Origin of the sequence: Serratia inhibens, assembly GCF_003591175.1 — a bacterium.
GTDB lineage: Bacteria > Pseudomonadota > Gammaproteobacteria > Enterobacterales > Enterobacteriaceae > Serratia > Serratia inhibens.
Genome location: NZ_QYYG01000006.1, coordinates 212995 through 228615, shown reverse-complemented (window position 1 = coordinate 228615; position 15621 = coordinate 212995). Strand labels below are relative to the sequence as shown.

Annotated in this window: 9 protein-coding genes; 6 read left to right on the top strand and 3 right to left on the bottom strand. The window is 58.5% G+C overall.

The genetic code is table 11. The features are described 5' to 3' along the window. Positions 1–5: 5 nt before the first annotated feature. Positions 6–1658, bottom strand: a complete 1653-nt coding sequence (pstA, locus tag D4100_RS18545; RefSeq protein ID WP_006316914.1) for a phosphate ABC transporter permease PstA — start codon at positions 1656–1658, stop codon at positions 6–8. Beyond that, on the bottom strand, positions 1655–3829 hold the full coding sequence (locus D4100_RS18540; RefSeq protein ID WP_119804965.1) for an ABC transporter permease subunit: 2175 nt from the start codon (positions 3827–3829) through the stop codon (positions 1655–1657). The genes pstA and D4100_RS18540 overlap by 4 nt, the downstream gene beginning before the upstream one ends. Positions 3830–4331: 502 nt before the next feature. On the opposite strand from D4100_RS18540, the gene ppk1 reads away from it, so the two are divergent. The 6 genes from ppk1 to D4100_RS18510 all read left to right on the top strand — a co-directional run bounded on the left by ppk1 (position 4332) and on the right by D4100_RS18510 (position 14025). Next, positions 4332–6395 carry a polyphosphate kinase 1 gene (ppk1, locus tag D4100_RS18535; RefSeq protein ID WP_006316918.1) on the top strand — a complete coding sequence of 688 codons (2064 nt, stop codon included), beginning with the start codon at positions 4332–4334 and terminating at the stop codon, positions 6393–6395. A gap of 10 nt (positions 6396–6405) precedes the next feature. Then, the gene (ppx, locus tag D4100_RS18530; protein WP_006316924.1) at positions 6406–7956 is read left to right on the top strand and encodes an exopolyphosphatase; all 1551 of its coding nucleotides are present in this window, start codon (positions 6406–6408) and stop codon (positions 7954–7956) included. 189 nt (positions 7957–8145) lie between these two features. Continuing rightward, entirely contained in the window at positions 8146–8325 is a 180-nt protein-coding gene (locus D4100_RS18525) for a YfgG family protein (RefSeq protein WP_006316925.1), read from the top strand. A 200-nt stretch (positions 8326–8525) separates the two neighbouring features. Beyond that, positions 8526–9959, top strand: a complete 1434-nt coding sequence (gene mgtE, locus D4100_RS18520; RefSeq protein WP_006316926.1) for a magnesium transporter — start codon at positions 8526–8528, stop codon at positions 9957–9959. Between the two features lie 162 nt (positions 9960–10121). Next, entirely contained in the window at positions 10122–13460 is a 3339-nt protein-coding gene (locus D4100_RS18515; RefSeq protein WP_119804964.1) for a diguanylate cyclase, read from the top strand. Between the two features lie 214 nt (positions 13461–13674). After that, positions 13675–14025, top strand: a complete 351-nt coding sequence (locus D4100_RS18510; RefSeq protein WP_119804963.1) for a DNA-binding protein — start codon at positions 13675–13677, stop codon at positions 14023–14025. 4 nt (positions 14026–14029) lie between these two features. On the opposite strand, the gene alkA is transcribed toward D4100_RS18510, so the two are convergent. Next, complete coding sequence (alkA, locus tag D4100_RS18505; RefSeq protein WP_006316928.1) at positions 14030–15526, bottom strand: DNA-3-methyladenine glycosylase 2; 1497 nt, start codon at positions 15524–15526, stop codon at positions 14030–14032. Positions 15527–15621 lie beyond the last annotated feature (95 nt).

Below are 15621 nucleotides of genomic sequence, written 5' to 3'. Positions count from 1 at the left end.
CATTGTTACTGCGACCATGCTCTATACCGCTCCCTCAGCGAATGGCGGATGCCCATCGCCGCCAGATTCAACCCTACCACAATCGTCACCAGCAGAAACGCCGTGGCGAACACCAGCGGCCGGGCGGCTTCCACGCTCGGGCTCTGGAAGGCCATATCGTAAATCTGGAAGCTCAGATGCATAAACTTCCGCTCCAGATGCAGATACGGGAAAATATCGTCCACCGGCAGCACCGGCACGGATTTCACCACACCCACCAGCATCAGCGGCGCCGTTTCCCCGGCGGCGCGCGCCACTGCCAGGATCAGGCCGGTCATCATCGCCGGTGCGGCCATCGGCAAAACGATACGCCACAGCGTTTCCGCACGGCTGGCGCCTAATGCCAACGACCCCTGGCGCAGCGTGGCGGGAATACGCGACAGCCCTTCTTCGGTAGCCACGATCACCACCGGCAGCGTCAATAGCGCCAGCGTCAACGCCGCCCACAGCACGCCGGGCGTACCGAAGGTCGGGTTGGGCAGCGATTCCGGATAAAACAGCTGATCGAGGGTGCCGCCAATCATATAAACGAAGAAACCCAGACCAAACACGCCGTAAACAATCGACGGCACGCCGGCCAGATTGACCACCGCAATGCGGATCAGCCGGGTCAGCAGATTATTGCCGGCGTATTCGTGCAGATAAACGGCGGCGATCACGCCAAACGGCATCACCACCATCGACATCAGGATCACCATCAGTACGGTGCCGAAAATCGCCGGGAACACGCCACCTTCGGTATTGGCCTCACGCGGGCTGTCGCTGAGGAACTTCTTCACCTGCTCGGCCCAATGCACCAGCTTTTGAGTGGTGTTCATCGCATTGGGATACCAGGCATCACGCACCTGACTGAGCGCAATGGTATGAATCTGCCCGTGCATATCGCGCAGCAACAGCGCATCGCGCTGACGATCGCGGTTCAAGCCTTCCAACCGGTCGGACAACTGCCGATACTGGCGTTGCAGCTCCAGCCTTTCAGCCCTGATGGAGGCCTGTGAACGAGCGTCCAGTTTGTCATCGCGCTGCAGGCTCTTTTCGCGCAGGCGCAGCGTATCGAACCTTTGGTTGATGCGCGCCATATCGCGAAATTGAATGTCATGCGCCTGCCGCGAAAGCGCGGCAATCTGCGGCAAACGCTGCTGTAGCGCCTGGTTGATATTGCGCCCGGTCAAGGGTTGGCCATCTTCCAGCATCCCCGCCAAATAGCCATAAGCGGTGCCATTGCTATTACGCTCCAGCACCAGCAGATCGCGCGGTGTGCTCTGCCGCAGAATATCGCTGGCCAGCAACGTGCGAAAATCCTGCCCTTCGCTCTCGCGGTTGCCGATTTTAATCAGATAACGTTCGAAGCTCTGCGCCTCCCCCGGCGGCAGCGCAACGCCGGACTCCAGCAACTGGCGACGCGGAATGTTTTGCTGTTGGTACAGCTCGCCGATCATCATCACCGGGCCGGCCGCGCTCTGATTCAGCTCAAACTGGTACACCGGGCTGGGCCAGAAATAGCGCATTCCCTGCCCGGCCAGCAGCAGCATGATGCCGATCAACGCCAGCAGGCTGACGGTCACCGAACCGGCGGTCAGCCAGATCCACGGCGAGCCGCTCCTCACCCAGTGTTTCATGGCGCCTCCTGATTCAGGGTATAGCGTTTACGCAGACGCAGACGAATCGCCTCCGCCAGCGTATTGAACACGAAGGTGAAAATAAACAGCACCAGCGCAGTAAGGAACAGCACCCGGTAATGGCTGCTGCCGGCTACCGCCTCGGGCATTTCTATCGCGATATTGGCCGCCAGAGCACGCAGGCCCTGGAACAGGCTGCCGTCGATAATCGGCGTATTGCCGGTAGCCATCAACACAATCATGGTCTCGCCCACCGCCCGACCAAAACCGATCATCAGCGCCGAGAAAATACCGGCGCTGGCCGAAGGTAGCACCACCCGCATCACGGTTTGCCACTGGGTCGCCCCCAACGCCAGCGATCCCTGGCTGAGGGTCGCCGGTACGCTGAACAAGGCGTCTTCCGCCAGTGAAAAGATAATAGGTACCAGCGCAAACCCCATCGCCACACCGACCACCAGCGCGTTGCGTTGGTCATAATCGTCACCCAACCAGAAATGCAGCGGTTCGCCGAACAGTCTGACTTCCAGCCACGGCCCAAGGCTGAACGCCAGCCAGATAACCAACAGTATCAGCGGCAGCAGGATCAGCAGATCGAAACCTGGCGGTAACCGCCGCGGCGCAAACCGGTTCACCAATGCGCCGCAGGCCAACACCGCTACCGCCAGCAGTACCGGCAACGACAGCACCGCCAGCAAATAATGTTCAATCACCGGTGCCAGCCAGATGCCGGCCACCAGCCCGATAACCACCGTCGGCAACGCGCCCATCACCTCGATAGCCGGCTTGATCACCCGCCGCAGCCCGGGCGACATGAAATAAGCGGTGTAAATCGCCCCCGCCAGCGCCAGCGGGATAGCGAACAGCATCGCGTAACTCGCCGCCTTGAAGGTGCCGAAAATCACCGGCATCAGGCTGAATTTGGCCTGATAGCTGTCTTCCCCGGAGGTCGATTGCCATACGTAGGTCGGCTCAGGGTAATTCTCATACCACACTTTGTGCCACAGCGAACGCCAGGTCACGTCAGGGTAAGGGTTATCAATCGCATAATGCTGCCAGCCCTGCGCCGTTTCCAGCAGCAGGCCGTCGCCACTTGGGGCGAACGCCAACTGTTGAACGCCACTGTTCAGCCTGCCGTTGAGCAACGGCTGCGGCTGAATGCTGGAAAACAGCGAGAAACCGCCATCGGGACGCAGGGTAGCGAATACCCGGCGATAAGGCTCGGCCACCAGCAAATCTTGCGGCTCGGCACTGTGTTCGAAATGCTGTACCGGCGTCAGTTGCCAGCGCCGGTCCTTCTCCACGTCGAACCACTCGCGCACGCTGCCGTCGGCCGCTTCGATCAACAGCGCACTGCCGCCGGGCAACGCCGTCAGTTGGTAAGGAGAATGCTCGCCGAGGGTGCGAGTTTCTTTCAGTTGCAGTTGGGTGTCGTTAATCTGGTAGCGTGCCAGGCGGTTACCCGCCAGCAGGTACAGCTGGCGGCCATCCGGAGTCAGTACGATCTGCTGCGGTGCACTCTCCAGCGCGCTTTCGCTCAACTGCGGCGAGTGGTCGTTACCGAAACGGCCAAACACCAAACGGTTATCGTCGGTGACGCCGGCCAGCAAGTACTGGCCCCGCCGCGCCTCGGCCAGCGTCAGCAGCGTCAGCGGGCGGCCCCGTTGATCCAGTGCCTGCGGCCGTTGCCCAAGTGGAAACGCCCACTGCGGCACTGCGGTTCCTGCCGCCGCAAAGTCCGCGCTGGCGACAATAAACCGGCCATCGGCCTGCGCCAAAGCAAACAGGTCGCGTTCGCCCGCAGCCTGGGTGAGCAACGCCGGCTTGGCCAGCAGCGGTTGTTGCGCCAGCGGTTCGCCGGCCCCAGCGCCCTGTTGCGGCGTCAGGCTGTAAAACTGGCCCACGCCCTGCGCGTCAATGCGGTAACCGATACGCTGCTGCACATCCATGCCCAACGCCAGCGCCGGTGCTGAAGCAGCGATCGCCAGCGGCTGCGCCTTGCTCATCGCTGCAGGTTTGAACAGCGGCAGCACCGCAAACAGCAGGTAAACGAAGATCAGCATGAGCGTCATCAGCACCAGCAACCCGCTGACGGTCACCGCCGCCTGCACGCTACGGTCGATGCGCGCGCGCAGGCGATCCCGGGGATGTTGGTTTACCGTAGTCTGTGCCATGTCTCTCGCTGTCGCTGGTGTGATCAGGCTTGCGCCATAGAATAACCGGGCATCTTATGTCAGTTTTGTGACGTTTGCATGACAAAGTTACCCAGTAATCAATTGGATTATTCCACCAATAATGGCCACTATATATTCCCTATATTGCTGAAAAATTATGGCAATATTGGTCATATAGCAAAGAATAACAACTCATGGTCGCTATTTTATAGCAGGCAATGTTGGCTCACGGCTTCACCGCCGAAAAAATATTTTTCATACCGCAAAATGCCCCGTGCCAACGCAATGGATATGTTGGACTTTCCTGTCAATCTCTCGCAATAATGATCAAGGACAATAGGTTGTGTCCCGAAACAGGTCATGGCAAGGCTGCAGACCCAAAAGCCCGTAATCGAGGCTGAGGGTACTGAGCATAACGGGCCTGAGTTCAAGCCCGGCAGCGCAGAGTACGGGCTTTTGGGGCGCGTCCCGGGTCCTTTTCTAAAATTGAACTGGAGTGGCAATGGGTCAGGAAAAGCTCTACATCGAAAAAGAATTAAGCTGGTTATCCTTTAATGAACGCGTGTTGCAGGAAGCCGCAGATAAGAGCAATCCCCTGATTGAGCGCATGCGTTTTCTGGGCATTTATTCCAATAACCTCGACGAGTTCTATAAGGTCCGCTTTGCCGATCTCAAACGACGCATCCTGATCAGCGAAGAGCAAGGGTCCGGCGGCGCTTCACGCCATTTACTGAAGAAGATCCAGGCCAAGGTATTAAAAACCGATCAGGAATTCGACAGCCTGTATAACGATCTGCTGCTGGAAATGGCGCGCAACCAGATCTTCTTGATCAACGAACGTCAGGTATCGGAGAACCAGCAGGTTTGGCTGCGCCAATACTTCAAGCAGCATCTGCGCCAACACATCACCCCGATCCTGATCAACCACGACACCAATCTGGTGCAGTTCCTGAAAGACGATTACACCTATCTGGCGGTAGAGATTATCCGCGGCACGCGCATCGAATATGCGTTGCTGGAGATCCCGTCCGATAAGGTACCGCGCTTCGTCAACCTGCCGCCGGAAGCGCCGCGCCGCCGCAAGCCAATGATCTTGCTGGACAACATTCTGCGTTACTGCCTGGACGATATCTTCAAGGGCTTCTTCGACTACGATGCGCTCAACGCCTATTCGATGAAAATGACGCGCGACGCCGAATATGACCTGGTGACAGAAATGGAATCCAGCCTGCTGGAACTGATGTCCTCCAGCCTGAAACAGCGCCTCACCGCCGAGCCGGTGCGCTTCGTTTATCAGCGCGACATGCCGAACGAAATGGTGGAACTGCTGCGCGGCAAGCTCGGCATCTCCAACTATGATTCGGTGATCGCCGGCGGCCGTTACCATAACTTTAAAGATTTCATCGGCTTCCCGAACGTCGGCAAGGCCAACCTGGTCAATAAGCCGCTGCCGCGCCTGCGCCATATCTGGTTCGATAAATTCCGCAACGGCTTTGACGCCATCCGCGAACAGGACGTGCTGCTTTACTACCCATACCATACCTTCGAGCACGTGCTGGAGCTGGTGCGCCAGGCGTCGTTCGACCCCAGCGTGCTGGCGATCAAAATCAATATTTACCGCGTAGCGAAAGACTCGCGCATTATCGAATCGATGATCCACGCCGCGCACAACGGCAAAAAGGTCACGGTGGTGGTGGAACTGCAGGCGCGCTTTGATGAAGAGGCCAATATTCACTGGGCCAAGCGTCTGACCGAAGCCGGCGTGCACGTTATTTTCTCTGCGCCAGGGCTGAAAATTCACGCCAAACTGTTCCTGATCTCGCGCCGTGAAGGCGACGATATTGTGCGCTATGCTCATATCGGCACCGGTAACTTTAACGAGAAAACCGCGCGCATTTACACCGACTATTCACTGCTGACCGCCGACTCGCGCATCACCAATGAAGTGCGCCGGGTGTTCAACTTTATCGAGAACCCGTACCGGCCGGTTACCTTCGACAATCTGATGGTGTCGCCGCAAAACTCGCGCCTGAAGCTGTACGAATTGATCGACCAGGAAATCGCCAACGCCCAGGCCGGGCATTCGGCCGGCATTATGCTGAAAATCAATAATCTGGTGGATAAAGGGCTGGTAGATCGGTTATATACCGCCTCCGGCGCCGGCGTAAAAATCCGCCTGTTGGTCCGGGGTATGTGTTCTTTGATTCCCAACCTGCCGGGGATCAGTGACAATATTCAGATAATCAGCATCGTCGACCGCTATCTGGAACACGATCGGGTTTACGTTTTCGACAACAAAGGTGACAAACTGGTCTATCTGTCCTCTGCCGACTGGATGACCCGTAACATAGATTACCGTATAGAAGTGGCGGTCTCGCTGTTGGATCCAACGCTGAAACAACGGGTTCTGGATATTCTGGAAATCCTGTTCAGCGACACGGTCAAGGCCCGTTACCTCGATAAAGAACTGAGCAACCAGTACGTACCGCGCGGCAACCGCCGTAAAGTGCGCGCTCAGGTTGCCATTTATGAGTATTTAAAAGCTCTGGAACAACCAGGACAGTAGGCCAGCCACTATGCCGCTAAAAAGCACTGCAACGAACAAACCGCAGGAAATCGCTGCCATCGACCTTGGGTCGAACAGCTTCCACATGGTGATCGCCCGCGTCGTCAACGGCGCCTTACAGGTGTTGGGCCGTTTAAAACAGCGGGTCCACCTCGCCGATGGATTGGACAGCAACAATGTGCTCAGTGAAGAGGCAATAGAACGCGGCCTTGCCTGCCTGGCGCTGTTCGCCGAACGGCTGCAAGGCTTCCCGGCGGATAACGTCACCATCGTCGGCACCCATACCTTACGCCAGGCGGTTAACGCGGAAGTGTTCCTCAAACGCGCAGCCAAGGTGATCCCCTATCCGATTGAAATCATCGCCGGGCAGGAAGAGGCGCGCCTGATCTTTATGGGGGTGGAGCACACGCAGCCGGAAAAAGGCCGCAAGCTGGTGATCGACATCGGCGGCGGCTCCACCGAGTTGGTGATCGGCGAAGACTTTGAGCCGCTGCTGGCGGAAAGCCGCCGTATGGGCTGCGTCAGCTTCGCTCAGCAGTTCTTCCCCGGCGGCGAAATCAGCAAAAACAACTTCAAGCGCGCACGCCTGGCGGCGGCGCAGAAGCTCGAGACCCTGGCCTGGCAATACCGCATTCAGGGCTGGCAGTATGCGCTCGGCGCGTCCGGCACCATCAAGGCCGCACATGAAGTGCTGGTGGAGATGGGCGAAAAAGACGGCCTGATTACCCTGGAGCGGCTGGAGATGCTGGCGGAACAGGTGCTGCAGTTTAAAAACTTCAGCGCGCTGAGCCTGCCGGGATTGTCCGAAGACCGTCAGTCGGTGTTTGTGCCGGGTCTGGCGATCTTGTGCGGCGTGTTCGATGCGCTGGCGATCCGCGATCTGCGCCTTTCCGACGGCGCGCTGCGCGAAGGCGTGCTGTACGAAATGGAAGGCCGTTTCCGCCATCAGGATATTCGCAGCCGCACCGCCAAAAGCCTGGCCGATCACTACAATATTGACCGTGAACAGGCCAAACGGGTGCTGGAAACCACCGAGCTGCTGTATGCACAGTGGATGGCGCAAAATACCAAGCTGGCGAATCCGCAGTTGGAAGCGCTGCTGAAGTGGGCCGCAATGTTGCATGAAGTGGGGTTGAGCATCAACCACAGCGGCATGCATCGTCACTCGGCCTATATTCTGCAGAACACCAACCTGCCGGGTTTCCATCAGGAACAGCAATTGCTGCTGGCGGCGCTGGTGCGTTTCCACCGCAAGGGCATCAAGCTCGAAGAGCTGCCGCGCCTGAACCTGTTCAAGAAAAAGTATTATTTGCCGCTGATCCAGTTGCTGCGCCTGGGCGCCCTGCTCAACAACCAGCGCCAGTCGACCACCACGCCAGCGACGTTGCGTCTTAGCACCGACGATAACCATTGGACGTTGCGCTTCCCGGCCGGCTATCTGGCACAGAATAACCTGGTGCAGCTGGATTTCGAACGTGAGCAAGCCTACTGGAACGACGTAGTGGGCTGGAAGCTGATGATTGAAGAAGAAGGCTCGCAGGACGAGAAACGCTCAGCCTGAGTCCGTCGCCCCCACCCTGCGGTGGGGGCGCGTTCAACGCCGAAGCGGCTGAATGCCTATCCTGAACGACGATGAAATGCCCGGCGGCTCATGCCGGAAATAACTGGACAACTTTTGTCATCCCTCCTGGAATTCCGGTTACAATCTCCAGCACCAGATAGCACAGGAAACCGGCATGCCGGGTGATATATGCGTAAAAAAACCACCGGACAAATGACAAAGATAGTGCTGTTGATCAGCTTTATCATTTTAGTCGGCCGTCTGCTGTATGCCGCCGTGGTTGCGGTGCCCCATCATCAGGAAAAAAAGCTCGCCCCCGCTCAGAGCACAACGGAAATCCGCGAAGAAAACCGGGACGGCTCCCCCTGAAACGGCAAGATGCCGTCAACACGCGGGGCAACCGAATAGTTAAGCAGCCTGCCGCCGACCAACGCCTGTTGGGTATGCCAGGCCCCTTACTTATTCCTCAGCGCCTGCTGCCATTTCATAAAAATGACGCCTGCATTCACTATGTTCTATCTTGGGTAGAGATTGTCTGTGAGGACTACTGAGTGCCAGTAAGGAATACCATGTCAGTCGCAACGCATAACGTTAAAAAAGTCGCTGAATATCGCCAGCGCATTCTTTCACTGCTGTTAAACAATAAAGACCTGGTCGATGGCATTCTTGGTCGGCCGGGGGATGAAAATGCGCTCAGCAAAACCGAATTGCTGAACCAGACCGCCGAAATCACCGGCCTGCTGGATGATATGCACGCCGCTGACCTGGCGGACCTGCTGGAAGCCCTGCCGCAGGACGAACGCCTGGCGCTGTGGCGGTTGGTAGGCAACGGCAAGCGCGGCCAGACGCTGGTGGAAGTGGCCGAACCGGTGTGGGACAGCCTGATCGAAGAGATGAGCGATAAAGACCTGCTCAAGGCGATCAAAACGCTGGACGTCGATGAGCAGGCCTATCTGGCGCAGTACCTGCCGCGTAACCTGATGGGCCGCCTGTTGACCTCGCTCGAGCCGGATCAGCGCGCGCAGGTCCGCGAGATGATCCACTACGGCAAAGACACCGTCGGCTGGATGATGGATTTTGAGCTGGTCACGGTGCGTCCGGACGTCACGCTCGGGGCAGTGCATCGTTTCCTGCGCCTGCGTAAAACCATCCCGGCGGCTACCGATAAACTCTTTGTCACCGATCGCAAGAATACCCTGCTGGGCGAATTGCCGCTGACCGCCGTGCTGCTGAACGACCCTGAAACCCCGGTGCAGGAAGTGATGGACAGCGATCCCACCCGTTTCCTGCCGGAAGACAGAGCCGAAGCGGCCGCCAGCGCGTTCGAACGTTATGACCTGATCAGCGCCCCGGTGGTCGACGCCAAGGGCAAGTTGATGGGCCGCCTGACCATTGAAGAGATCGTTGACGTGGTCAACGAGGAAAGCGACACCACCCTGCGCCGCATGGGGGGCTTGAGCCCGGACGAGGACGTGTTTGCCCCGGTCATGAAAGCGGTAAAAACTCGCTGGGCGTGGCTGGCTATCAATTTGTGCACCGCGTTTATCGCCTCACGCGTCATCGGCATGTTTGAACACACCATTTCGCAGTTGGTGGCGCTGGCGGCGTTGATGCCGATCGTCGCCGGTATCGGCGGCAACACCGGCAACCAGACCATCACCATGATCGTCCGCGCGCTGGCGCTGCACCAGATCGAAGTGGGCAATATCTCCCGCCTGATGTTGAGAGAGCTGGGGGTGGCGATTATCAACGGCGTCGTCTGGGGCGGTATTATGGGCGTGGTCACCTGGCTGCTGTACGGAGACTGGGCGATGGGCGGCGTGATGACGCTGGCGATGATCCTCAACCTGCTGGTGGCGGCGCTGATGGGGGTGGTGATCCCGATGACCATGATCAAACTGGGCCGCGATCCGGCAGTGGGTTCCAGCGTCTTGATCACCGCGCTGACCGACACCGGCGGCTTCTTTATCTTCCTTGGCCTGGCTACGCTGTTCCTGCTTTGACCCTTTATCGCCGGCGCCTGCGCCGGCTTTTGCGTTCGCTCACTAATGACCGTATGATTCGGTAGGTTTTATTGCCGGGCTGTACTACCCTTTCCCAACAAGTGGTCTCATTCTATCCGCGTCATGACCCGTTCAGTGACAGATGCCGCGATAAGGTTATCTATGGATATTAGCGCCCCCAATCACGTCGCCACGCATAAAGGCACTTTGCTGACACAGACGCTGCTGGCGACGCTGGTGGTGTTTGCCCTGGCGCTGCTGAGCCTCGCGCTCTCCAGCAAGTCCAGCCATTTTACGTCGCTGTGGTTCCCGACCGCCGCCATCATCGCGATACTCTACCGGCTACCGCCAAAGCTTTGGGGATTACCGCTGTTGGCATTCTGGCTGGCCATCGTCGCCGCCAGTGTCATACTGTTCGGCTATAGCTGGCTGCCGGTCAAGCTGGCGCTGATCAACCTGCTGGAAGCCGTGGTCAGCACGCTGCTGTTGCGCCGCCTGCTGTTGGCGGACGATCCGCTGAACGGCCTGGCCAGTTGGGGGAAATTCGTGGTCTGCGCGGTGATATTCACCCCTTTGTTCAGCGCCCTGCTGGCCGCCTGGTGGGCACCTGCACCCGGGCAAGCATTCTGGCGCCCGTTCAGCACCTGGTTTATTTCAGAGGCGATTGGCGTGTTGTCGCTAACGCCGATCGGGCTGGTGTATCGCCGCCGCATGCTGGCAACGCTTAACCTGTTCTCGCTGCTGCTGACGCTGATGGTGACGCTGGCCTTCAGCTATCTGGCGCTGAGCCATCTGCCCTTCCCATTCACCTTCGTCATTCTGCCGCTGTTGTGGGCGGCGATCGCGCTGCCGCGGCTGGAAGCCTTCATCATCTGTTTTTGCACCTCGCTGATGGTCACAGTGATGATCTCATACGGATTGCTGCAGACCCATCTGCCCGCAATCCCCCTCAGCGACATCGAGATTTACCTGCCGATTTTATTGATTTTAATCCCGGCGCATTCGATGGCGATGGTGATGCACGCCTTCCGCGAGGAAAAACAACACATCGTCGAAAGCGAAACCCGTTTTCGCAATGCGCTGGAGTATTCCGCCATCGGCATGGCGTTGGTTTCTCCGCAGGGGAAATGGTTGCAGGTCAACCAGGCGCTGTGCAAATTGCTGGGCTACACGCCAGAGGCGCTGCAACGGCTGACGTTCCAGGAAATCACTCACCCGGACGATCTGGACGCCGATCTGTCCCAAGTGCGTGACCTGCTAGACGGCCACATCAGCAGCTACACCCTGGAGAAACGCTATATTCGCAGCGACGGCGAACACGTCTGGGCGCTGCTGGCGGTATCGCTGGTACGCGATCCCGAAGGCCTGCCGCTGTATTTTATTTCTCAGGTGGAAGACATCAGTGAGCTGAAACGCACCGCAGCGGAAAACCACCGCTTGGTGGAGCGCATCACACTGGCCAATCAGGTGGGTGGCGTCGGTGTTTGGGAATGGATGATGCAGGGTGAAACCCTCACCTGGGACAAACGCATGTATGAGCTTTATGACCTCAGCCCGGACCAGACACCGACGCTGTCGCTGTGGCGCACCTTGCTGCTGCCGGAAGACCGCGAACGCACCGACCTTGAGATCGCCTCTTTGCTGGAACACCCGCGGCCGTTCATTCTGGAATTCCGGCTGCTCACCCGCCAGGGAAAAGTGCGCCACATTCGTGGCCAGGGCAACGTCATTCTGGACGAACAGGGCCGCCCCCTGCGCATGATCGGCACCAACATCGACATGACGGAAGTCAGAAATCTCACCGGAGCGCTGCACGAAGAAAAAGAGCGCCTGCACATTACGCTCGACGCGATTGGCGAAGGCGTGATCTCCACCGACGATGAAATGCATATCACTTTCATGAACCCTGTGGCCGAACAGATGTGTGGCTGGCCGCTGAGCCTGGCGATCGGCATGCCAATCGCCGGCGTAGTGCGCCTGACCAACGGCAAAGACGGCGAAGAAGTGGAAAACCCGATCCAATGCTGTCTACAGGAAAACCGACTGCTCTCGGCAGATTATGCCCTGGTGTTGCACAGCCGTGACGGGCGCTATTTCGACATTCAGCAGTCGGTATCGCCGCTGAAAACGGTGGACGGCGAAGTGATGGGTGCGGTGATGGTATTACAAGACGTCACCGCCTCCCGCGAACTGATGAGAAAACTGAGTTACAGCGCCTCGCACGATGCACTGACCGGCTTGCCAAACCGCACCAATTTTGAGAAGCGCCTGAAAAACACCCTCGCCGGAGCCAGTGAAAAGCAGCAGCATGCACTGGTATTTCTCGATCTCGACCGCTTCAAGGCAGTCAATGACAGTGCCGGCCATGCCGCCGGCGACGCACTGCTGAGAGATATCGCTCAGTTGATGCTGCACCATCTGCGCAACAGCGACTGCCTGGCCCGGCTCGGCGGCGATGAGTTTGGGCTGATTCTGTTCGACTGCTCACGGGAACAGGCAAAATCCCTGACTCAGCAACTGATTAACCACATCAGCCAATACCCGTTTTTTTGGGAGGGGAAGATTTATCACGTCGGCGCCAGTGCGGGCATCACCCGCATCGATGCCGCCAACGGCAAGAGCGGCGAACTGCTGGCGCAGGCGGATATCGCCTGTTATACCGCCAAACATCGCGGCCGCGGCCAGGTTTATCTCTACGAAGCGCGCCAGAAAATGATACTGGAACGCCAACATCAACTGTTGACGAGGCAGGAAGTGGCAGACATCATCGCCGACGGGCAACTGGTGTTGCACGTCAAAGCGGCGGCACCGCCCAAAACGCCGCAGGCAGTCTGTTTTTATCAATTGAAACTACAGGTTATGCCGTTGGACAACCGGTCGTTGACCCACGACGAGTTTATCGCCGCCGCACAGATTTATAACCTGCAGCCAGATCTGGATCGTTGGATCATCGGGCAAGTTTTGACGCAGAACGCCGTAGACATTAGCCGCAAGGGGCTGTCAGTGGCGCTGCCGCTGGCGACCGACAGCCTGCTCGATGCGCAATTCCAGCGCGATCTGCTGACAACTTTCAACGCTTCCCCGTTACAGCCGGAAGCCCTGCTGTTGATGGTCGATGACACGGCGCTACTCGAGCATGCGGCCATCTGCAGGCCATTTATCCACCAGTTGCAACAACGAGGCTGCAAGCTGGTCGTCAACGGTTTTGGCCACAACCTCAACGCCTTCGACGAGTTGCACGGCCAGAAGATTGACTATATCCGCATCGACGAGCGCTTTATTACCAACGTGCATTGCAATCAGATGGACGAGCTGATGGTGTCTATGCTCAACAGCGCGGCTCACCGGGTACACGCCCAGACGCTGGCCGGCCCGGCGCACCAGCAAATCACGCTCAATACGCTGCAGGCCATCGGCGTCGATCTGGCCGACGGCGATACCGTGGCGCTGGAACTGCCGCTGTCGGAGCTGCTCAGCAGCGGTTATTTCGGCATCCGCTAACCATAGCCTTTCCCCTGCCTTTCAGACTACGGCCCTATCATCGGCCGCACGCCCCCGTCGATCTTTTTTGCTTAGCCAAACTTGAGTTAATGGTATAACTAACGAGTAAAGATTAATCGTTTGAATAACATGACATCGCCGGACGGCGATCAAAAACGCCAGTCTGGCTGTTTTGCAAACCGTCTTTGTGCGCGATTGCCCAGGGATAATGGCTATGAAAAATGAGTGGTTCGCCGCCAGGGAGCTTACAGGCATTGCAGGGTTACCCACCTCACCACAGGGAATAAATTTGAAGGCCCGGCGCGAAGGCTGGATCAGCCGCCGTCGGGAAGGCGTACAAGGCAAGGCCGTGGAATACCATATCGACAGCCTGCCCATCGGCGCGCGCAGCTTGCTGACGCTGCAAGAGGAGCCCGCGGTTTACCAACTGGAATGCCAGCCACCGCTGACTGTGTGGATTGAGTATTACTACCACCTGACGGAAAGCGAACGCGAAAAGCTGCTGAGCTTTCTGATGCGCGAAGGCATCAGCAGCCTGCTGGCGCTGATCCCCTCTGAAGAGTAACCCCTTACCCGGCGGTATCCGTTAACGGCGCCCAGGCGTCGTTATGCCACAGATGCAGCGTGGCGTAGGAACGCCATGGCCGCCAGCGTTCGGCATAGCGTTCAATCTGGCGCGGCGTCATGTCGGGGAAGCGCTGTTTGATCAGATAATCCCCCGCCAAAAATACGTCCGGCCATGACCAGGCGCGCATGGCGATGTAGCTCGCCGTCCAGTTGCCGATACCCGGCAGCGCGGTCAGCGCCTTGATCCCCTGCTCAATATCCAGCACGTTATCTAACTGCAATCGCCCTTCGGTGACCGCCTGCGCAATGGCAATCAACGCCGCCGCGCGTTTGAGCTGTACCCCCAGCGGACGCAGATCTTCGGGCAGCAACCGCGCCACCCGTTCAGCCGTGGGAAACACATGGGTAATGCCGCCGTAAGGCTGTTCCAGCGGGGTTCCCCAACGTTCGGCCATGCGCCCGGCAAAGGTGGCCGCCATCTTCACGCTGACCAATTGCCCCAGCACCGCGCGGGTCGCCTGTTCGAAACTGTTGACGCAGCCAGGCAGCCGCAGGCCCGGCGCATCGGCGGCTAATGTCCCTAACGCATTGGCGATAAGATCCGGCGCCGCGTCCAAATCAAACAGCTGGCGAATGCGCCGCAGCACCTCGGTGGTCGCCCGGCTCAGCGCCGGCGCAATTTCCACCCGCACCCGGTTATGCGCCTCTTCCGGCTGCACGCTGACCCAGCCGCGATACTCCATCCCGCCCAGGGTGACGGCGATCGACCGCAAATACTGTTGACCCTGCACTTTCTCCACGCCGCTCACTGCGCGCGTCTGTAAAAAGCCCAGCATGCGCGGCCAGTCGTACGGCGGGCGATAAGCCAGATGAAACACCAGCCCGCTGGCGACGGTACGCTCATTGCGGCCACTGTTGCTGCGCAGCGCCGAGGGGATCAGGCGGTAGCGCGCCTTGAACAATTCGTTAAACCGCCGCAGGCTGCCGAAACCGGCGGTAAACGCCACTTCGCTCAACGGCAGGTCGGTATCCGCCAGCAGCCGCTTGGCCTGCAACAACCGGTGCGACTGAGCGTAATCAATCGGGGATGCGCCAAACTGATCGGCAAAGATACGCCGCAGATGGCGATCGGAAATCCCCAACCGCGTCGCCAGTTGCTCGCAGCTGTGTTCGGACAAATAGCCCTGTTCAATCAGTTGCACCGCCACCTGCGCATAGCGGTTACCGAGGTCGATCAACGCCAGTCCCGGCGCCAGTTCCGGCCGGCACTTCAGGCAGGGGCGAAACCCCGCCAGTTCCGCCGCCGCCGCGCTGGGATAAAAAGTGCAGTTTTCGATTTTCGGCGTGCGGGCGCTGCACACCGGCCGGCAATAAATGCCGGTCGACGACACGCCGACGAAAAAGCGGCCGTCAAATTTGCGATCGCGCGCACTCAGTGCGTCATACAGGGCCTGTTGCTGGTTTTTCATGGCAACGCTCGGGGTCAGTTTTTTGTTCATTATGCGACTCGGCTGGCGCATTGACGTGCGGGATTCGGACATCAAGACAGGAAGCCTAAGTTAAGCATAGCGGTGCCCGCTCCGCTAAATTTTTC

Bases quoted from the DNA above. Each gene is read 5' to 3' on its own strand.
- D4100_RS18510 (WP_119804963.1), top strand. From the start codon at position 13,675: ATGAAAAATGAGTGGTTCGCCGCCAGGGAGCTTACAGGCATTGCAGGG.
- ppx (WP_006316924.1), top strand. From the start codon at position 6,406: ATGCCGCTAAAAAGCACTGCAACGAACAAACCGCAGGAAATCGCTGCC.
- ppk1 (WP_006316918.1), top strand. From the start codon at position 4,332: ATGGGTCAGGAAAAGCTCTACATCGAAAAAGAATTAAGCTGGTTATCC.
- pstA (WP_006316914.1), bottom strand. From the start codon at position 1,658: ATGAAACACTGGGTGAGGAGCGGCTCGCCGTGGATCTGGCTGACCGCC.
- D4100_RS18525 (WP_006316925.1), top strand. From the start codon at position 8,146: ATGCGTAAAAAAACCACCGGACAAATGACAAAGATAGTGCTGTTGATC.
- D4100_RS18515 (WP_119804964.1), top strand. From the start codon at position 10,122: ATGGATATTAGCGCCCCCAATCACGTCGCCACGCATAAAGGCACTTTG.
- mgtE (WP_006316926.1), top strand. From the start codon at position 8,526: ATGTCAGTCGCAACGCATAACGTTAAAAAAGTCGCTGAATATCGCCAG.
- D4100_RS18540 (WP_119804965.1), bottom strand. From the start codon at position 3,829: ATGGCACAGACTACGGTAAACCAACATCCCCGGGATCGCCTGCGCGCG.
- alkA (WP_006316928.1), bottom strand. From the start codon at position 15,526: ATGAACAAAAAACTGACCCCGAGCGTTGCCATGAAAAACCAGCAACAG.